Source organism: Microbacterium sp. NPDC091676, assembly GCF_044756645.1.
In the GTDB taxonomy this organism is placed as follows: Bacteria; Actinomycetota; Actinomycetes; order Actinomycetales; family Microbacteriaceae; genus Microbacterium; species Microbacterium paraoxydans_D.
This window is the reverse complement of the sequence record NZ_JBIVTI010000001.1, coordinates 1,449,235-1,464,534: the sequence shown is the minus strand read 5'-3', so window position 1 is coordinate 1,464,534 and position 15,300 is coordinate 1,449,235. Positions and strand designations below refer to the sequence as shown.

Here is a 15,300-nt window from a genome sequence, read left to right as displayed (position 1 = left end):
CGCGCGCTGTCAGCGCTGAGGGGCGAAGGTGCGGGGTACGGAGGTTTCGACCCGCCCGCGGATGAAGATCATCAGCACGAGGCCCACCACGACCACGACGATGTTGCCGAGTCCCGCGATGGCCGTCAGCCCGCCCTCGGCGGGGTACAGCGTCTGCAGGAAGATGCTCGGGTCGGTGCTGGCGTGCAGGAGGATCGGGGCGAGGATGGTGCCGGTCACGCGGAGCGCGAGGTACATGCAGATGCCGAACGCGAAGGTGTAGACGAGCTGGAAGAGGGTCGGGAGCAGATCCTGGCCGGTCAGGAGGTTGGCCGCGTGCAGCCCGGCGAAGATCGCCGCAGAGATCACCGCGACGACGAGCTCCCGCGCCCCCGCGTCCCGCATCATCTTCACGACGAGGCCGCGGGTGAGGACCTCCTCCGCGAAGCCGATGACGAGTCCCGCGAGCAACCACGTCGCCACCACGTCCACCCCGACGCTGCCGTAGTCGATCGTGAGGAAGCGGAGGACGTTGAACAGCAGGACGGCGACGATCGCGATCCACATCCATCCCGCTCCCCGGACGGGCTGGCGCCCGAAGATCGGTCGCCACCACCCGACCGAGGCGATGAACGCGACCAGCAGGAGCCCGCCGACGAGGATCGGCAGGACGTCGTAGACGAGGACGCCGGCTGCACTCGTCAAGTCGTCGACCTGCGCGGCCAACGGGAGGAACGCCAGCGAGAGCAGCTGATAGAGCCCGTAGTACACGGCCGCGAGCAGGAGGGCGCGCCACCAGCCTCCGCGATCCCAGAAGCGCTGCCAGGCGGAACGGTGCGGTGCGGCGTCGATCACGGGTGCTCCTCGGAGGGGGAAGGGGCGGACCGCTCCAGTCTGCCGGTTCCGCACCGGTCGGTCGGGCGCCGGGCCTCGACACGCCGTGTCAACCCCCTCGGCCCCGGGAGCCCGCCCGCCCAGACTGGCCGTCCGGATCCCCAACGGCAGGAGGCGCCATGTCCGACACGTCGAACAGCCAGGACGACCAGGAGGAGATCGAGGCCATCGGCGTCGACCCCGACTTCGTCACCACCGACCACGACCCCGAGCCCGACGAGCTTCCGGCGACGGGCGGCGGGGAGGACGAGGACGACGTGGACGTCGCCGACCTCCCCTAGCGCGGGCTACCTGCCCCTGGGCGCCGAGTCGGCATCTCCCGGCTCGGCGTCCGCGTGTGCGGCATCGACCCGTCCTCCGGCGCGGAGCTCGGCCTCCAGGCGTTCGGCCTCCTCGCCGCTGATCGCCTCACCCCGGGCCACGAGACCGGCCTGATCCGACAGCGGGATCTGCTTGAGGAACAGCGACAGGATCAGGGCGAGGGCGATGAACGGCACGAGGTACCAGAACACCGGGGCGAGCGCGTCCGCGTACGCCGTGACGATGCCGTCGCGCACCTCGTCCGGGAGGCTGTTCAGCGTGGCGGGGTCGATCGTGGACGCGGCCTCGGAGGCGGCCTCCGGAGACGCCCCGGCGCCGGCGAACACGCCGAGGAGGTTCTCCGTCAGTCGCGTCGTGAAGATCGTGCCGAAGACCGCCGTCCCCAGCGAGGCGCCGACCTCGCGGAAGTAGTTGTTCGTGCTCGTGGCGGTGCCGATCTCGCCCGCCGGGACGGCGTTCTGCACGACGAGCACGACGACCTGCATGATGAGGCCGAGCCCGGCGCCGAAGACGAACAGGAACGCGCAGATCAGCCAGATCGGCGTCTCCGCCGACAGCGTGGTCATGGCGACCATCGCGATGCCGGTGATGAGCGTGCCGAGGATCGGATAGATCTTGTACTTCCCGGTCTTCGAGATCGCGAGGCCGGAGAAGATCGAGGTCCCCATGAGACCCACCATCATCGGGATCATCAGCAGACCCGATGCGGCGGCGGACGTGCCGGAGGACATCTGCAGGAACGTCGGGACGAAGCCGATCGCGGCGAACATGCCGATGCCGAGGACGAGGCCGATGGCGGTGGCGTTCACGAAGATCGGGTTGCGGAAGAGGCTGAGCGGGATGATCGGGTCCTGCACCCGGGACTCGGTGATGACGAACGCCGTCGCCGACACCACGAGCCCGGCGCCCCAGGCCCAGGTCGCGAGGGAGTCCCAGCCGAACGCGGCGTCGCCGCCGAAGTCGGTGAAGAAGATGAGGCAGGTCGTCGCCGCCGACAGGAAGAGCACGCCGAGGATGTCGATCGGCTTCTCCGCCTTCTTGCTGGGGAGCTTCAGGGCCACGAGGGCGATGAGGAACGCGGCGATGCCGACCGGGATGTTGATGTAGAACGCCCACTGCCAGGTCATGTGATCGACGAAGAAGCCGCCGAGGAGCGGTCCGGCGACGGCGGAGAGGCCGAACACCGCGCCGAGCGGACCCATGTACTTGCCGCGCTCGTTGGCGGGCACGATGTCGGCGATGATCGCCTGCGACAGGATCATGAGGCCGCCGCCGCCGAGGCCCTGGAGGGCACGGAAGACGACGAACATCCAGAAGTCCGTCGCGAAGGCACAGCCGACCGAGGCGAGCGTGAACAGGGCGATCGCGACGAGGAAGAGCGACCGCCTGCCCAGCACGTCGCCGAACTTGCCGTAGATGGGCATGACGATGGTGGTGGCGAGCAGGTAGGCCGTGGTGATCCAGACCTGATGGTCGACGCCGCCGAGCTGGCCGACGATGGTGGGCATCGCCGTCGACACGATGGTCTGGTCGAGGCTCGCGAGCAGCATGCCCGCGATCAGGGCGCTGAAGATGATCCAGATGCGGCGCTTCGTGAGGAGGAAGGGCGCATCCGCGGTTGCGGTGGCGGACATCAGTGGGCTTTCTGTGAAGGGGAGTAGAGGTCGCGCGCGAGGCGCAGTCGGCGGGTGATGAGGTCGGCGAACGGCTCGGTGGAGTGGTGGTGCAGCAGCTGCTCCATGCACAACCGCACGAGCGCGCCGACGGAGTGGACGAGCACCTCGGCGCGCAGCTCCGCGTCCGGCTCCGCGCCGATGCGGCGGGCGACGAGGGCGATGTCGCGCCGCTCGTGCTTCTCCTGCTGCTCGAACGCCGCGCGCAGCAGTCGCGGCTCCTGCTCGATGACGGCGAACAGCTCCGCGGCGTGCTCGATGGGGTCGAAGAGGGCGAAGCGCTCGACGGTGAGCTGCACGAAGTCGTCCAGGAGATCGCCGTCGCGCTCGAGGAAGACCGCTTCGAGTTCCTCCTGGCGGGAGTCGATGACGGCGAACCCGAAGACGGCGTTCTCCTTGCTCTCGAAGTAGTTGAAGAACGTGCGCCGGGAGACCCCGGCGTCGGCGCACAGCTCCTCGACCGTGAAGCCGGCGAAGCCCCGCTCGGTGGTCAGGCGGCGCGCGGCCTCGGTGAGTGCGCGCGTGGTCCGCCGCTTGCGCTGTTCGCGGGTGGATTCTGCACTGTTCTCCATAAAGTGCAACTTTGCACTTTGAACCTTGGAGTGCACTGAGAGTCCCCGCTGAGGAGCGGTCCGGATCCGTTCCGAGAAGTTTGTGACATTCTGTGCTCCCCGACCGTCTTAGTGGTGTCGTGAGAACACGGCCCGCGCGGGAACCGCGTGGACACACGGATGAAGGAGCTCGAGATGGCGAACGTGACTGGGGGCACCCAGCCCAAGGCTCAGGTCGTTCCGACGTCGCAGGGGGCGGCGGGGAAGACCACGATCGAGGACGCGGTGGTCGCGAAGATCGCCGGCATCGCGGCGCGGGAGGTCGATGGCGTCTACGCGCTCGGCGGTGGCGCCGCGCGCATGATGGGCGCCATCCGCGACGCCCTCAACACGACCGACCTCGCGCAGGGGATCAGCGTCGAGGTCGGCGAGACCCAGGTGGCCGTCGACGTGACGATCGTGGCGGAGTACCCGGTCTCCCTGCAGAAGGTGGCCGACCAGGTGCGGGCCGCGATCCACCGGGCCATGGTGGAGCTGGTGGGCATGGACGTCGCCGAGGTGAACGTGACCGTCAACGACGTGCACATCCCCTCCGAGGACGACGACGAGGCCCCGGAGGCGCGAGTCCAGTGAACGCCTCGGTGATCGGCGGAGCTGCGGCGACGGTGCTCGCGCTGACCTGGATCGTCTGGGGGTTCTGGGCGTTCCTGCTCGTCACCCTCGCGATGCTCGTCGGCGCCGTCGTCGGCCGCATCGTCGACGGTCGCCTGGACGTGCGGGCGCTCGCCGACGTGGTGCGCGGGCGGCGATCGTCCTCATGAGCGTGATGCAGACGGACGGGCCGACGACCGTGGCGGGGGCCACGGTCGTCGAGGCCCGGGCGCTGCACCGCCTCGTGGTCGGCATCGTCCGGGACGTCGTGCGGGTCGGCACCGATGACGTGAGCGTGCAGCTCGCGGACCGACGCGGCGACCTGCAGGTCTCGGTGGTGGTCCCGGTCGTCCGCGGACGTCAGGGCGACGACACCGTGAGCGGGCGGGCGGACGCCGTCCGCGACGCGGTGGTGGGCGGTCTGCGTGATCTCGCGGCGCGCCGCGTGGGAGCGGTGGACGTGCGCTTCCACGGAGTCCGACGGGAGTTGCAGAGGAGAGTGACATGACGGCGAACACGGCGACGACACGGCGGCTGCTGCGTCGAGAGACGAGGGCGACCCGCCGGGGTCCGGCGATCGCGATCGCCCTGGTGCTGACGGCGCTGCTGCTGCTTCTCCTGGCCGGCGCGGTGGGCTGGACTCTCGACGAGGGGTTCCGCACGCAGCTGCGGGCGTGGTTCGCGCCCGTCGCCGCGATCGCACAGCCGATGCCGGCACTGCTCACGGCCGGTGCCGTGCTCATCGCTCTGGCACTGCTCCTCCTCGGAGCGGCGGTGCTGCCCGGTCGTCGTGCCCGCCGCACACGTCTCGACGTGCGGGCGGCGCTCGTGATCGACGACGGCGTGCTCGCCGACGCCATCGCGGACGGCGTCGCCCGCCGGCTCGGAGTGCCGCGCGGACAGACGAGCGTGACCGTGGGGCGACGCACGGTGCTGATCCGGGTCACGCCCACGAGCGGTGTGCCGGTGGACCCGGATGCCGCGGAGGACGCGGCGGCGCGCGTGCTGGACGAGGCCGGATTCCGGCTCTCGCCGCGGGTGCAGGTGGCGCGGGAAGGAGTGATCGCATGACGTCGGCAGGGACGACGGCGAACCGGATCGTCCTCTTCGGAGGAGGCGTGCTGCTCCTCGGCGGAGGCCTCGCCCTGCTCGCCGCGGGCGTGCGGGACGCCGGCGTGCTTCCCGCGCCCGTCGAGGACGCGCTCGCGCAGGCCGACGGCCTCGTGGCGTGGTCGGGGGCGTGGGGCCTCGACATCCCCGGCGCCGGCTTCGTGCCGCTGTGGGCGATCGTGGGGATCGCCGCTGCGGCACTGCTGGTGGTCCTGCTCGTGGCTTTCCTGCTCACCCGCCGGCCGCGGCGGGAGCGCACCGTCCTCCGCCTCGTCGGCGGAGGAGGAACGACCACCGTCGACCGGAGCGTGGCGGAGGAGCTGCTCGCGGCGCCGCTCGCCGACCGGGCGGACGTGCTCGCTGCCCGGGTGACGAGCCGGAAGGTCGGTCGCGAGATCGCCCTCGGTCTCGTGGTGACTCCGCGCCCCGGCGCGGCCCTGGGGCAGGTGCTCGCCGCCGCCGATGCCGCCGTGCAGGAGTGGGATGCCGTCACCGGGACGCGGATGCCGCTCGTCGTGCACATCGCCGACCGCGGATGGCGGGAGCTCTTCCGGTCGCGGCAGCGGATGCGCCGCTCGCTCGCGGCCACACAGACGACGGCACCGCACGAGCGGAACGCCGCACGGACGTCGACCCCGACCGTCGGGGTCGTGTGAGGAAAGGAGGCGCCATGAGCGCGGAGGACAAGATCAAGGCCGCAGCCGAGAAGGTGGCAGGCAAGGCCAAGGAGGTCGTCGGCGAGGTCACCGACAACGACAAGCTCGTCGCCGAGGGCAAGGCCGAGCAGGCCAAGGGCGACATCAGGAACGCGGCCGAGGATGTCAAGGACACGTTCACCAAGTGACGGAAGGGGAGGAGACGCCCGGAGGGGCGTCTCCTCCTCCCGCGCGGATCGCATCGTCTCGATCCGATCCGGCGCGGGCTCCGAATGCCTGGGGGACCGTGAACGAGGGGTGGGGGAATGGCAGCCGATCACTGGGGTGAGGCGCTGGAGCAGGCCGGGGACCGGATCGTCGCCGGGCGGGCGATGGACGGCGACGTCGCCGCGTTCGCGGTGCTCGTGCGCAGGTACACGCCGATGATGAGGGCCTACACGCAGCGGATGCTCAACGCGTCGGCGGAGGTCGACGACATCGTGCAGGACGCGTTCGTGACCGCGTGGCAGCGGTTCGGCGAGCTGGAGGACCCGGCGAAGGTCAAGAGCTGGCTCATGCGGATCGTGAGTCGCAAGGCGGTGGATCGCCTGCGCCGGACGCGGCCCGCCCTCGACGTGGACGAGCTCGACCGGCCCGCGCCGTCGCACACCGCGCCCGACGCGGTCGTCGAGGCGAGAGCGGGCGTGGCGGCCCTCGGTGCCGCGTTGCGCGAGCTTCCGGAGGCCCAGCGCGAGTGCTGGGTGCTGCGTGAGCTCGGCGGCTACAGCTACGACGAGATCGCCGAGGAACTCGGCATCCCCGTCAGCACGGTGCGCGGACTGCTGTCCCGCGCGCGACGATTCCTGATCACACGGATGGAGGCGTGGCGATGACCGACCACCACGAGGACGACCGGCTGCGCCGCCTCGGCCTGGAGCCCGCCGATCTGGACGGGCACACGATCGACGACCTCAGCGACTACCTGGAGGCCGGACGCACCCCGAGGAATCCCGCGATCGAGGAGTCTCCGGGGTGTCAGCTCGCTCTGGACGCCCTGGAGAGACTGCGGGGTCTCGGCACCGCGCTGATGGACGAGGATGCCGCGTCCGCACCGCCCGCGGACGAGAGCTGGGTGGACCGGATCCTCAGCGGTATCGCCATGGACGCCCAGGCGGGACGCCGGATCCCCTTCGCCTCCGACGAGCCCGACGTGGACCTGGCCATCACCGAGGGCGCTGTCCGCGGATTGGTCCGGGCATCGGAGGAGGCCGTTCCCGGCGTGCTGATCGGCCGGTGCCGGCTGGACGGCGACGTCACAGAGCCCGGAGCGCCCGTGCGCGTGGCGATCGACGTGAGCGTGCGCCTCGGCGACCCGCTCCGCCGCGTCGCCGACCGCCTGCGCGCGGAGGTGGAGGACCGGCTGCGTCGTCATACCGACCTGCAGGTCGCGGCGATCGATGTCGCGATCACCGATGTCAGGGAGGGGGCATGATGGCCGGCACCGAACTGTCGAAGGAGGAGCGCGCGGGTCTCGCGCTCCGGATCGAGGCGGCGCTGCGCGCCTGCTCCGGGGTGCGCGGCGTGTACCGATCGGGCTCCCTCGTCTCCAACCTCCTGCGTGCGGGCGCGTCGGCGTGGGGGGCCGAGCGCGAGGTCGAACCGATCGTGTCCGTCTCCGCCGGAGCGGATGGCGTGGCGGTGGAGGCGGCGATCGGCGTCGATGGGCGGGTGCGCAGCGTCGCGACGCTGCGGCATGCCCGTGACGCCGTCGACGCGGTGCTGCGTGCGGAGGGCCTGCGCCGCGGGACCATCACGCTCACCGTCGCCTACGTGCAGAGCGCCGTGGAGCCAGCACCGGGGGAGCGCCGCCGTCCGTGACGGCGGCGCTCCTCGCGTCACACCAGGGCGCGGAGGCCCTCGACGAGCGGGGTCGTCGGGCGGCCGATGAGGCGGCGGAGGGTGCCGTCGGTGTCCGCCAGGGCGCCGTCGCGGATGCCGGCGTCGAGGGCGACGACGAACCCGGCGGTGCCCTCGTCGAGACCGGCCGCGCGGAGTGCGGCGCCCTGCTCGTCGGCGGAGAGCGGGACGAAGACCACCTCGCGGCCGGTGACCTCTGTCATCGCGGCGGCCAGGTCGGCGTAGGTCCACGCGACGTCACCGCCCAGTTCGTAGACCGCGCCGAGGTGTCCGTCCTCGGTGGCGACGACGGCGGCGGCCTCGGCGTAGTCCTTCCGGCTGGCGGAGGCGACGCGGCCCTCCCCGGTGCCGGCGCTGAGGGTGCCGGTCTCCGCTGCGCGCGCGAGGTCGGCGGCGTAGTTCTCGGTGTACCAGTTGTTGCGGAGGATCACCGCAGGCAGGCCCGCGGCCGCGATGAGCTCCTCGGTCGCCTTGTGCTCGGGGGCCAGGACGAGCGCGCTCGTGGTGGCCTTCGGAGCGCTCGTGTAGACGAGCTTCGACACGCCGGCGTCCTTCGCGGCCTCGATCACCGCCTGATGCTGCGCGACGCGCTGGCCCACCTCGGAGCCGGAGACGAGGACGACGGTGTCCACGCCGTCGAGCGCCGCCGCGACCGAAGCCGGGTCGGTGTAGTCGAGACGGACGACGGGCACGCCGAGGTCGGCGCCCTTGGCGATGTCGCGCGCGCCGGCGCGGATCGCCTGCGGGTCGACGCCGCGCTCGAGCAGGGCGGCGACGATGAGGCGGCCGAGGTGACCGGTCGAACCGGTGACGAGGATGGTCATGGGAGTCCTTTCGTAGCTGACTCCCCGGACAACCCCCGGGGCCGTGCCGCGCATTCCTTTCGGCGGGTACCCACTTTTCGGTAAGGTACCCACATGACGGTGAGTTTTGCGCAGATCCGCGACTCGCAGCCCGCTCTCTTCGATCAGGGGTGCGGAACGCGGGTCGTCCTGGACCACATCATGAGCAAGTGGGGCGTGCTGGTGCTCTCCTGCCTCTCCGACGGCACGCGGCGCTGGGGCGAGCTGCGTCGGGAGGTCGACGGCATCAGCGAGAAGATGCTCGCGTCGACCCTGCGCACGCTCACCGACGACGGCCTGGTGCACCGGGAATCGCTGCCGACCGTGCCCCCGCACGTCGAGTACAGCCTCACCCCGCTGGGGCGCGATCTCATGGAGCGGATGCTGCCCCTGATGGAGTGGGTGGCCGCACACGCCGACGGAATGCTCGGGCGGGACTGATCCACGGAATCCTTCGCGTATCCCAACGGGACGCGTGGAATCCGTCGCCGGAACAAAAGGATTGACGGGATACCGCAGCCGGCCGTACTGTTCAGAACATGGCAACGACGCCCATCCACCTCGAACGCCCCGACGGCAAGGGCCTGGCTGCAGGCACCCTCGGCCTGTGGGGTTCCACCGTCATCGGGCTCGCCTCCACGGCCCCCGTCTACTCGCTCGTCGCGACGCTCGGCTTCGTCGTGCTCGCCGTCGGCGCCCAGGCGCCGATCGCCTTCATCATCGCCTTCGTGCCGATGCTGCTGATCGCGTTCGCGTACCGCGAGCTAAACAACGCCGTGCCCGACTGCGGTACCACCTTCACCTGGGGCACGAAGGCCTTCGGCCCCTGGGTCGGATGGATGGGCGGCTGGGGCGTCGCGGTCGCCGGCATGGTCGTGCTCGCGAACCTCGCCCAGATCGCCTCCGTCTACTTCTGGTCGCTGATCGGCCAGGACCTCGAGAACAACGACTGGCGCGTCGTGGTGGTGGCCGTGCTGTTCATCGCGGCGATGACCTGGGTGAGCTGGCGCGGCGTCGAGATCGGCGAGCGCATCCAGAACGTGCTCCTCGCGATCCAGTACCTCGCGCTGGCGATCTTCATCGTCGCCGCCCTCTGGCAGTTCTTCTCGGGCGACGCCCCCGACGCCACGCCGTTCGCGTGGGAGTGGCTCAACCCGTTCGGCTTCACCGACTGGTCGGGCTTCACGGAGGCGATCCTCCTCGCCCTCTTCATCTACTGGGGCTGGGACACCTGCCTCGCCCTCAACGAGGAGACGAAGGACCCGAAGCGCATCCCCGGCCGGGCCGCGGTGCTCACCTGCGTCATCCTCCTGGTGACGTACGTCGCGGTGACGATCGCCGCGATGATGTACGCCGGGCTCGGTGAGGACGGCACGGGCCTCGGCAACGAGGCCAACGCCGACGACTTCTTCCTGGCCATCAAGGACGGCCTGCTCGGACCGTTCGGCTGGGTGCTGGTGGTCGCGGTCATCATCTCGGCGATCTCGTCGACCCAGACCACCATCCTCCCGACGGCCCGCGGCACGCTCGCGATGGGCGTGTACCGGGCACTCCCGGCGAGGTTCAAGGACGTGCACCCCGTATACAAGACCCCGTCGTTCTCGACGATCGTCATGGGCGTCGTCGCCTCCCTCTACTACATCGGCATGACCCTGATCAGCGACAACATCCTGCAGGACTCGATCCTCTCGCTGGGCCTCGCGATCGCGTTCTACTACGCCATCACCGGGTTCGCCTGCGTCTGGTACTTCCGCGCCGACCTGCGCCGCTCGACCCGCGACCTGTTCTTCAAGGGCATCTTCCCGCTGCTCGGGGCGCTGCTGCTGACCGGGGCGTTCGTGCAGTCGGCGATCGACATGTGGGACGTCGACTACGGCTACACCGTGCTCTTCGGGATCGGCGGCACGTTCGTGATCGGCATCGGCTCGCTGGCGATCGGTCTGGTCCTGATGTTCCTCTGGTACCTCTTCCCGCGGTCGAAGCGGTTCTTCCGGGGCGAGAGCCTGAACCGGGAGACCGAGGTGATGGTGCCCGAGGACCCGGGCGCGATGATCCGCTCGGTCGACGGCGGCATCTGACACGCGGGGTGCGCGCGAGGCTGTCCTAGGCTGGCCTCGTGCGCATCCGGCTCGACATCGCCTACGACGGCACCCATTTCCGCGGGTGGGCGACGCAGCCGACGCTCCGCACGGTGCAGGGAACGCTGGAGGCGGCCCTCGCCCGGATCGTGGGCTCCGCGGTGCGATTCGTCGTCGCCGGACGCACGGACGCCGGCGTGCATGCGAGCGGACAGGTCGCGCACGTGGATCTGGACGAGGCGCAGTGGGCGCGGATCCAGGCGCGTCACGGCCGCGCCGCGCAGGACCCGGCGGGCAGCATCGCCGCGCGGATGCGTGGCGTGCTCGGCGCCTACCCCGACGTGACGGTCGTGCGCTCCTCCCTCGCCCCCGAGGGCTTCGACGCGCGCTTCTCCGCGGTCTGGCGACGCTATCGCTACCGGCTCGCCGACGACCTCGCCGGCTACGACCCGCTGCGACGGCTGGACACCACCACCATCCGGGGCCGGCTGGACGCGGAGGCCATGGACGCCGCCGCCCGGACCCTCATCGGTCTGCACGACTTCGCGGCCTACTGCAAGCCGCGCGAGGAGGCCACCACCATCCGGACGCTGCTCGACTACCGGTGGCAGCGGGATGCGGAGGGCGTGCTCGTGGCCGAGGTGAAGGCGGACGCGTTCTGTCACAGCATGGTGCGGGCGCTGGTCGGCGCGTGCGCCGCCGTGGGGGAGGGGCGACTCGATGTGGACGACCTCGTCGTGCTCCGCGAGGCGTTGACGCGGACGAGCGAGTTCAAGGTCCTCGCCGCCCGCGGACTCACGCTCACGGAGGTCGGCTATCCGGCCGACGAGCTGCTGGCGGCCAGGGCCGCGCAGACCAGGGCCCGACGCGACCGCGAGAGCGACTGATCCCCGGGATCGGGAGCCGGGGCACAGATGGGGCGGGTAGCGTGGGGACGATCATGAAGGTCATCTCCTACAACCTGCGCAAGCACCGCGCCGCCGGCGAGCTCGCGGCGCTCGTCGATGAGCATGATCCCGACATCCTCTGCCTCCAGGAGTGCGACGTCCCGGAGCTTCCGGATCGGATCGGCGGTCTCGTGCTGGCGGACGCGACGCAGGGCAACAGGCTCGGCCTCGCTCTCTTCTATCGCGAGAGCACCTACCGTCTGCTCGGCATCCGCACCCTCGGCCTGAAGAAGTCGCTGCACGATCGCATCGCCAAGCCCGCGCACGAGCGCGTCCTCGGCGCCCGCCTGCGCGACATCGACGACGGCGGAGAGTTCATCGTGGCGTCCTTCCACGCCGCACCGCTGACCGCGCTGAACTCCTTGCGTCGGCACCAGATCCGCGCCGCGCTCGCCGAGCTCGCGACGCTGGGCGAGGGGCTGCCGCAGCTCATGGTGGGGGACTACAACTACCCCGTGTTCAAGGAGAACCTCGGGCAGGCTGTCCGTGACCAGGGCTACGCCCTGTCCCTCAGCGACGACCACACCTACACCCGCTACCGGGTCTTCCGCGGGCACTACGACTTCGCGACATCGTCCGGCTTCGAGATCGAGCGCATCACGACGCTGCCGCAGCGTTCCAGCGACCACCGCCCGATCCTCGTGACCGTCCGCCCGAACTGACGCCGCCGGTCCGGGCCGGTTTGGGAATGCCGTTCCGGTGGCGTATGCTGACTCTTTGGTGCTCTTCCCTGCCTGCGGGGAAGACGCACATCCGAACGTGAGCCCTCCACTGGCGTGTTCCTCCCCGTCGGGAAGAACCACCCCGGAGTGGGATTCACGAACACCTCCGTTCGACAAGAAAGCAGCACTATCGTGACGCGCACTTACACCCCCAAGGCTGGCGAAGTCCAGCGCGACTGGGTCGTCATCGACGCCACCGACGTCGTTCTCGGCCGTCTGGCCTCGCACGCGGCGACGCTCCTGCGTGGCAAGCACAAGCCGACCTTCGCCAACCACATCGACTCGGGTGACTTCGTCATCATCGTGAACGCCGAGAAGGTCGCGCTCACGGGTCAGAAGCTCCAGAAGAAGATGGCGTACCGCCACTCCGGCTACCCGGGTGGCCTCAAGGCCGTCAGCTACGCCGAGCTCCTCGAGAAGAACCCGGTCCGCGCCGTGGAGAAGGCCATCCGCGGCATGCTCCCGAAGAACAGCCTGGGCCGCCAGCAGCTGTCGAAGCTGAAGGTGTACGTCGGTGCCGAGCACCCGCACGCCGCGCAGCAGCCCCAGCCGTACACCCTCGACCAGGTCGCCCAGTAAGCGCCGTACAGACTAAGGACATACTCGTGGCTGACATCCAGGACTCCACCGAAAACCTCCAGAACTTCTCGACGTCGACCCCGGAGACCGACGCGGTCGAGGCGGCTCCCCGCCCCGTGCTGAGCGTCCCCGGCGCCGCTGTCGGCCGTCGCAAGCAGGCCATCGCCCGCGTGCGTCTGGTTCCCGGCTCGGGCACCATCACGGTCAACGGCCGTACGCTCGAGGACTACTTCCCGAACAAGCTGCACCAGCAGCTCATCAACGACCCGTTCACCGCGCTGAACCTCGCCGGTGCCTACGACGTGATCGCCCGCATCTCGGGTGGCGGCGACTCCGGCCAGGCCGGCGCCCTGCGTCTCGGCATCGCCCGTGCCCTCAACGGCATCGACGCGGAGAACAACCGTCCGACCCTGAAGAAGGCCGGCTTCCTCTCGCGCGACGCTCGCGTCAAGGAGCGCAAGAAGGCCGGACTCAAGAAGGCCCGTAAGGCGCCTCAGTACTCGAAGCGTTAAGGTCCACTGCTCCGATGCCGATCTTTGGCACGGACGGCGTGCGAGGACTCGCCAATGGCATCCTCACCGCCGACCTGGCGCTCACCCTGGCCCAGGCGACTGCTGTCGTCCTGGGCCAGGGCCGTACTGCGGAGGCTCGCAAGGCCGAAGGCAAGCGACTCACCGCCGTCGTCGCCCGTGACCCCCGGGTCTCGGGGCACTTCCTGACCGCCGCCGTCTCCGCGGGGCTCGCCTCCTCGGGCGTCGACGTCCTCGAGGCCGGGGTCATCCCCACGCCCGCGCTGGCGTTCCTCGTCGCGGACCGCGACGCCGACTTCGGCGTGATGATCTCCGCCTCGCACAACGCGGCACCCGACAACGGGATCAAGATCTTCGCCCGCGGCGGACGCAAGCTCCCGGACATCGTGGAGCAGCGCATCGAGGAGGCCATGCACGGCGAGATGCTGCGCCCGACCGGTGCCGGCGTCGGCCGCATCGACCGCTTCTCGGACGCCGAGGACCGCTACGTGGTGCACCTGCTCGCGTCGCTGCCGCACCGTCTCGAGGGCATCCACGTCGTGCTCGACTGCGCCCACGGCGCCGCTTCCGGTGTCTCGCCGGAGACGTTCCGCGACGCGGGCGCCGAGGTCACCGTCATCGGTGCCGATCCCGACGGCTGGAACATCAACGACGGCGTCGGTTCGACCCATCTCGACAACCTCGCCGAAGCCGTCGTCCGGCTCGGCGCCGACGTCGGCATCGCGCACGACGGCGACGCGGATCGCTGCCTCGCGGTCGACGCACAGGGCAACGTCGTGGACGGCGACCAGATCATGGCGATCCTCGCCGTGTCGATGAAGGAGCGCGGTCGTCTCACCGACGACACCCTCGTGGCCACGGTCATGAGCAACCTCGGCCTGCACGTCGCGATGCGCGAGCACGGGATCACGGTTCGGCAGACGGCTGTCGGCGACCGCTACGTGCTCGAGGACATGAACGCCGGCGGCTACGCTCTCGGCGGCGAACAGTCCGGGCACGTCATCATGAGCGAGTACGCCACCACCGGCGACGGCCTGCTCACCGGTCTCCACCTCGTGGCCGAGATGGCGCGTCAGGGCAAGTCCCTCGCCGAGCTCGCGTCCGTCATGACCGTGTACCCGCAGCTGCTGATCAACGTCCGCGACGTCGACAAGGATCGTGTCGCCGATGACGAGGTCGTGCAGCAGGCGGTGCGCGACGTCGAGGCCGAGCTGGGAGACACCGGGCGCGTGCTGCTGCGCAAGTCCGGCACCGAGCCGCTCGTGCGCGTCATGGTCGAGGCCGCCGACTCCGAGTCGGCCCGGGCCCACGCCGAACGGCTGGCCGCCGCGGTGCAGGAGCGCCTCGCCCTCTGACCGGGGCGGGGGCTCGCTGCCTCATCCTGCCGGCGAGGTCGGCTGCACGGCTCTCGGGCGCGGCCGCAGCCCCACGGCCACCCGGACGAGCAGGCATCCGACGATGGTGCCCAGCGTGTTCGCGATCACGTCCGACAGCGTCGGGTAGCGGCTCGGCAGCAGCGTCTGCACGAGCTCGATCGTGGCGCTCGCGGCGTAGCCCGTCAGGATCACGAGCCAGGGGCTCCAGCGGGGCCACCCCGCGGCCAGGAGAAGCCCGAACGGGACGAACAGGGCGATGTTCGCGAGGAACTCGAACACCGTGTAGCTCGTCGAGAGCGAGATCCCGAGGTGGGCGGAGGCGTACTCCGCGAGACGGAACGCGATGCCCGTCACCCGCGAGGCGACCGTGGCCGGCAGCCAGACGATCAGCGCGACGGCGACGACGTACGGGACGAGCAGCACGCGCGCCGCGATGGCGGCCTTCGGCAGGCGGGAGGGCATGGCGGGAGCCTAGGGGGCGAACCTGGGGATCCG

At 70.5% G+C, this 15,300-nt stretch carries 22 protein-coding genes; 17 read left to right on the top strand and 5 right to left on the bottom strand.

Features of this window, described 5'->3' with window-relative positions:
* Positions 1 to 9 precede the first annotated feature (9 nt).
* Positions 10 to 834 carry a lysostaphin resistance A-like protein gene (locus ACIQID_RS07230; protein ID WP_400283327.1) on the bottom strand — a complete coding sequence of 275 codons (825 nt, stop codon included), beginning with the start codon at positions 832 to 834 and terminating at the stop codon, positions 10 to 12.
* Positions 835 to 992: 158 nt separating this feature from the next.
* Here ACIQID_RS07230 and ACIQID_RS07225 point away from each other — a divergent pair, with 158 nt between their 5' ends.
* On the top strand, positions 993 to 1,154 hold the full coding sequence (locus ACIQID_RS07225) for a hypothetical protein (protein WP_400283324.1): 162 nt from the start codon (positions 993 to 995) through the stop codon (positions 1,152 to 1,154).
* A gap of 6 nt (positions 1,155 to 1,160) precedes the next feature.
* Here the strand turns inward: ACIQID_RS07225 and ACIQID_RS07220 are convergent, their stop codons facing one another.
* Together ACIQID_RS07220 and ACIQID_RS07215 are read right to left on the bottom strand one after the other, a co-directional pair.
* Complete coding sequence (locus ACIQID_RS07220) at positions 1,161 to 2,828, bottom strand: MDR family MFS transporter (protein ID WP_400283321.1); 1,668 nt, start codon at positions 2,826 to 2,828, stop codon at positions 1,161 to 1,163.
* Entirely contained in the window at positions 2,828 to 3,439 is a 612-nt protein-coding gene (locus ACIQID_RS07215) for a TetR family transcriptional regulator (protein WP_312673568.1), read from the bottom strand. Before ACIQID_RS07215 ends, ACIQID_RS07220 begins: the two co-directional genes overlap by 1 nt.
* Before the next feature lie 174 nt (positions 3,440 to 3,613).
* Here ACIQID_RS07215 and ACIQID_RS07210 point away from each other — a divergent pair, with 174 nt between their 5' ends.
* From ACIQID_RS07210 to ACIQID_RS07170, 9 genes are all read left to right on the top strand, one after another.
* The gene (locus ACIQID_RS07210) at positions 3,614 to 4,051 is read left to right on the top strand and encodes an Asp23/Gls24 family envelope stress response protein (RefSeq protein ID WP_312673567.1); all 438 of its coding nucleotides are present in this window, start codon (positions 3,614 to 3,616) and stop codon (positions 4,049 to 4,051) included.
* Entirely contained in the window at positions 4,048 to 4,239 is a 192-nt protein-coding gene (locus ACIQID_RS07205) for a DUF2273 domain-containing protein (RefSeq protein ID WP_025104398.1), read from the top strand. Before ACIQID_RS07210 ends, ACIQID_RS07205 begins: the two co-directional genes overlap by 4 nt.
* On the top strand, positions 4,236 to 4,577 hold the full coding sequence (locus ACIQID_RS07200; RefSeq protein ID WP_400283316.1) for a hypothetical protein: 342 nt from the start codon (positions 4,236 to 4,238) through the stop codon (positions 4,575 to 4,577). The genes ACIQID_RS07205 and ACIQID_RS07200 overlap by 4 nt, the downstream gene beginning before the upstream one ends.
* Positions 4,574 to 5,140 carry a hypothetical protein gene (locus ACIQID_RS07195; protein ID WP_400283313.1) on the top strand — a complete coding sequence of 189 codons (567 nt, stop codon included), beginning with the start codon at positions 4,574 to 4,576 and terminating at the stop codon, positions 5,138 to 5,140. The genes ACIQID_RS07200 and ACIQID_RS07195 overlap by 4 nt, the downstream gene beginning before the upstream one ends.
* Positions 5,137 to 5,835 carry a hypothetical protein gene (locus ACIQID_RS07190; RefSeq protein WP_400283310.1) on the top strand — a complete coding sequence of 233 codons (699 nt, stop codon included), beginning with the start codon at positions 5,137 to 5,139 and terminating at the stop codon, positions 5,833 to 5,835. The genes ACIQID_RS07195 and ACIQID_RS07190 overlap by 4 nt, the downstream gene beginning before the upstream one ends.
* 14 nt (positions 5,836 to 5,849) lie before the next feature.
* Positions 5,850 to 6,023, top strand: coding sequence for a CsbD family protein (locus ACIQID_RS07185; RefSeq protein ID WP_400283307.1), 174 nt, complete (start codon positions 5,850 to 5,852; stop codon positions 6,021 to 6,023).
* A 117-nt stretch (positions 6,024 to 6,140) separates the two neighbouring features.
* A complete protein-coding gene (locus ACIQID_RS07180) occupies positions 6,141 to 6,707 on the top strand; it encodes an RNA polymerase sigma factor (protein WP_400283304.1) in 567 nt (188 codons plus the stop codon).
* Positions 6,704 to 7,306, top strand: coding sequence for a hypothetical protein (locus tag ACIQID_RS07175; RefSeq protein WP_400283301.1), 603 nt, complete (start codon positions 6,704 to 6,706; stop codon positions 7,304 to 7,306). The genes ACIQID_RS07180 and ACIQID_RS07175 overlap by 4 nt, the downstream gene beginning before the upstream one ends.
* A complete protein-coding gene (locus ACIQID_RS07170) occupies positions 7,303 to 7,692 on the top strand; it encodes a hypothetical protein (RefSeq protein ID WP_400283298.1) in 390 nt (129 codons plus the stop codon). The genes ACIQID_RS07175 and ACIQID_RS07170 overlap by 4 nt, the downstream gene beginning before the upstream one ends.
* Positions 7,693 to 7,709: 17 nt before the next feature.
* Here ACIQID_RS07170 and ACIQID_RS07165 read toward each other — a convergent pair whose 3' ends face one another.
* Entirely contained in the window at positions 7,710 to 8,555 is an 846-nt protein-coding gene (locus ACIQID_RS07165; RefSeq protein ID WP_400283295.1) for an SDR family oxidoreductase, read from the bottom strand.
* A 93-nt stretch (positions 8,556 to 8,648) separates the two neighbouring features.
* Here ACIQID_RS07165 and ACIQID_RS07160 point away from each other — a divergent pair, with 93 nt between their 5' ends.
* From ACIQID_RS07160 to glmM, 7 genes are all read left to right on the top strand, one after another.
* Positions 8,649 to 9,014 carry a helix-turn-helix domain-containing protein gene (locus ACIQID_RS07160; RefSeq protein WP_071327524.1) on the top strand — a complete coding sequence of 122 codons (366 nt, stop codon included), beginning with the start codon at positions 8,649 to 8,651 and terminating at the stop codon, positions 9,012 to 9,014.
* Positions 9,015 to 9,112: 98 nt separating this feature from the next.
* The gene (locus ACIQID_RS07155; protein WP_312673557.1) at positions 9,113 to 10,651 is read left to right on the top strand and encodes an APC family permease; all 1,539 of its coding nucleotides are present in this window, start codon (positions 9,113 to 9,115) and stop codon (positions 10,649 to 10,651) included.
* 38 nt (positions 10,652 to 10,689) lie between these two features.
* Positions 10,690 to 11,538: a tRNA pseudouridine(38-40) synthase TruA gene (gene truA / locus ACIQID_RS07150; protein ID WP_331202348.1), complete on the top strand. Its 849-nt coding sequence runs from the start codon at positions 10,690 to 10,692 to the stop codon at positions 11,536 to 11,538.
* Between the two features lie 53 nt (positions 11,539 to 11,591).
* On the top strand, positions 11,592 to 12,260 hold the full coding sequence (locus ACIQID_RS07145; RefSeq protein ID WP_136052048.1) for an endonuclease/exonuclease/phosphatase family protein: 669 nt from the start codon (positions 11,592 to 11,594) through the stop codon (positions 12,258 to 12,260).
* A gap of 192 nt (positions 12,261 to 12,452) precedes the next feature.
* Positions 12,453 to 12,899: a 50S ribosomal protein L13 gene (rplM, locus tag ACIQID_RS07140; RefSeq protein ID WP_071327520.1), complete on the top strand. Its 447-nt coding sequence runs from the start codon at positions 12,453 to 12,455 to the stop codon at positions 12,897 to 12,899.
* A gap of 26 nt (positions 12,900 to 12,925) precedes the next feature.
* Positions 12,926 to 13,411, top strand: a complete 486-nt coding sequence (rpsI, locus tag ACIQID_RS07135; protein WP_025104384.1) for a 30S ribosomal protein S9 — start codon at positions 12,926 to 12,928, stop codon at positions 13,409 to 13,411.
* 14 nt (positions 13,412 to 13,425) lie between these two features.
* Entirely contained in the window at positions 13,426 to 14,784 is a 1,359-nt protein-coding gene (glmM, locus tag ACIQID_RS07130) for a phosphoglucosamine mutase (protein WP_312673553.1), read from the top strand.
* Between the two features lie 21 nt (positions 14,785 to 14,805).
* Here the strand turns inward: glmM and ACIQID_RS07125 are convergent, their stop codons facing one another.
* Positions 14,806 to 15,267 (bottom strand): VanZ family protein, encoded by a 462-nt coding sequence (locus tag ACIQID_RS07125; protein WP_312673552.1) that lies wholly within the window; start codon positions 15,265 to 15,267, stop codon positions 14,806 to 14,808.
* Positions 15,268 to 15,300: the final 33 nt, after the last annotated feature.

What these genes read in the sequence shown, in the direction of transcription:
- ACIQID_RS07170 (WP_400283298.1), top strand. Translation starts at nt 7,303, where the DNA reads ATGATGGCCGGCACCGAACTGTCGAAGGAGGAGCGCGCGGGTCTCGCG.
- ACIQID_RS07180 (WP_400283304.1), top strand. Translation starts at nt 6,141, where the DNA reads ATGGCAGCCGATCACTGGGGTGAGGCGCTGGAGCAGGCCGGGGACCGG.
- ACIQID_RS07165 (WP_400283295.1), bottom strand. Translation starts at nt 8,555, where the DNA reads ATGACCATCCTCGTCACCGGTTCGACCGGTCACCTCGGCCGCCTCATC.
- ACIQID_RS07215 (WP_312673568.1), bottom strand. Translation starts at nt 3,439, where the DNA reads ATGGAGAACAGTGCAGAATCCACCCGCGAACAGCGCAAGCGGCGGACC.
- ACIQID_RS07210 (WP_312673567.1), top strand. Translation starts at nt 3,614, where the DNA reads ATGGCGAACGTGACTGGGGGCACCCAGCCCAAGGCTCAGGTCGTTCCG.
- glmM (WP_312673553.1), top strand. Translation starts at nt 13,426, where the DNA reads ATGCCGATCTTTGGCACGGACGGCGTGCGAGGACTCGCCAATGGCATC.
- ACIQID_RS07220 (WP_400283321.1), bottom strand. Translation starts at nt 2,828, where the DNA reads ATGTCCGCCACCGCAACCGCGGATGCGCCCTTCCTCCTCACGAAGCGC.
- ACIQID_RS07160 (WP_071327524.1), top strand. Translation starts at nt 8,649, where the DNA reads ATGACGGTGAGTTTTGCGCAGATCCGCGACTCGCAGCCCGCTCTCTTC.
- ACIQID_RS07200 (WP_400283316.1), top strand. Translation starts at nt 4,236, where the DNA reads ATGAGCGTGATGCAGACGGACGGGCCGACGACCGTGGCGGGGGCCACG.
- ACIQID_RS07195 (WP_400283313.1), top strand. Translation starts at nt 4,574, where the DNA reads ATGACGGCGAACACGGCGACGACACGGCGGCTGCTGCGTCGAGAGACG.
- ACIQID_RS07155 (WP_312673557.1), top strand. Translation starts at nt 9,113, where the DNA reads ATGGCAACGACGCCCATCCACCTCGAACGCCCCGACGGCAAGGGCCTG.
- ACIQID_RS07225 (WP_400283324.1), top strand. Translation starts at nt 993, where the DNA reads ATGTCCGACACGTCGAACAGCCAGGACGACCAGGAGGAGATCGAGGCC.
- ACIQID_RS07125 (WP_312673552.1), bottom strand. Translation starts at nt 15,267, where the DNA reads ATGCCCTCCCGCCTGCCGAAGGCCGCCATCGCGGCGCGCGTGCTGCTC.
- ACIQID_RS07190 (WP_400283310.1), top strand. Translation starts at nt 5,137, where the DNA reads ATGACGTCGGCAGGGACGACGGCGAACCGGATCGTCCTCTTCGGAGGA.
- ACIQID_RS07145 (WP_136052048.1), top strand. Translation starts at nt 11,592, where the DNA reads ATGAAGGTCATCTCCTACAACCTGCGCAAGCACCGCGCCGCCGGCGAG.
- ACIQID_RS07185 (WP_400283307.1), top strand. Translation starts at nt 5,850, where the DNA reads ATGAGCGCGGAGGACAAGATCAAGGCCGCAGCCGAGAAGGTGGCAGGC.
- ACIQID_RS07175 (WP_400283301.1), top strand. Translation starts at nt 6,704, where the DNA reads ATGACCGACCACCACGAGGACGACCGGCTGCGCCGCCTCGGCCTGGAG.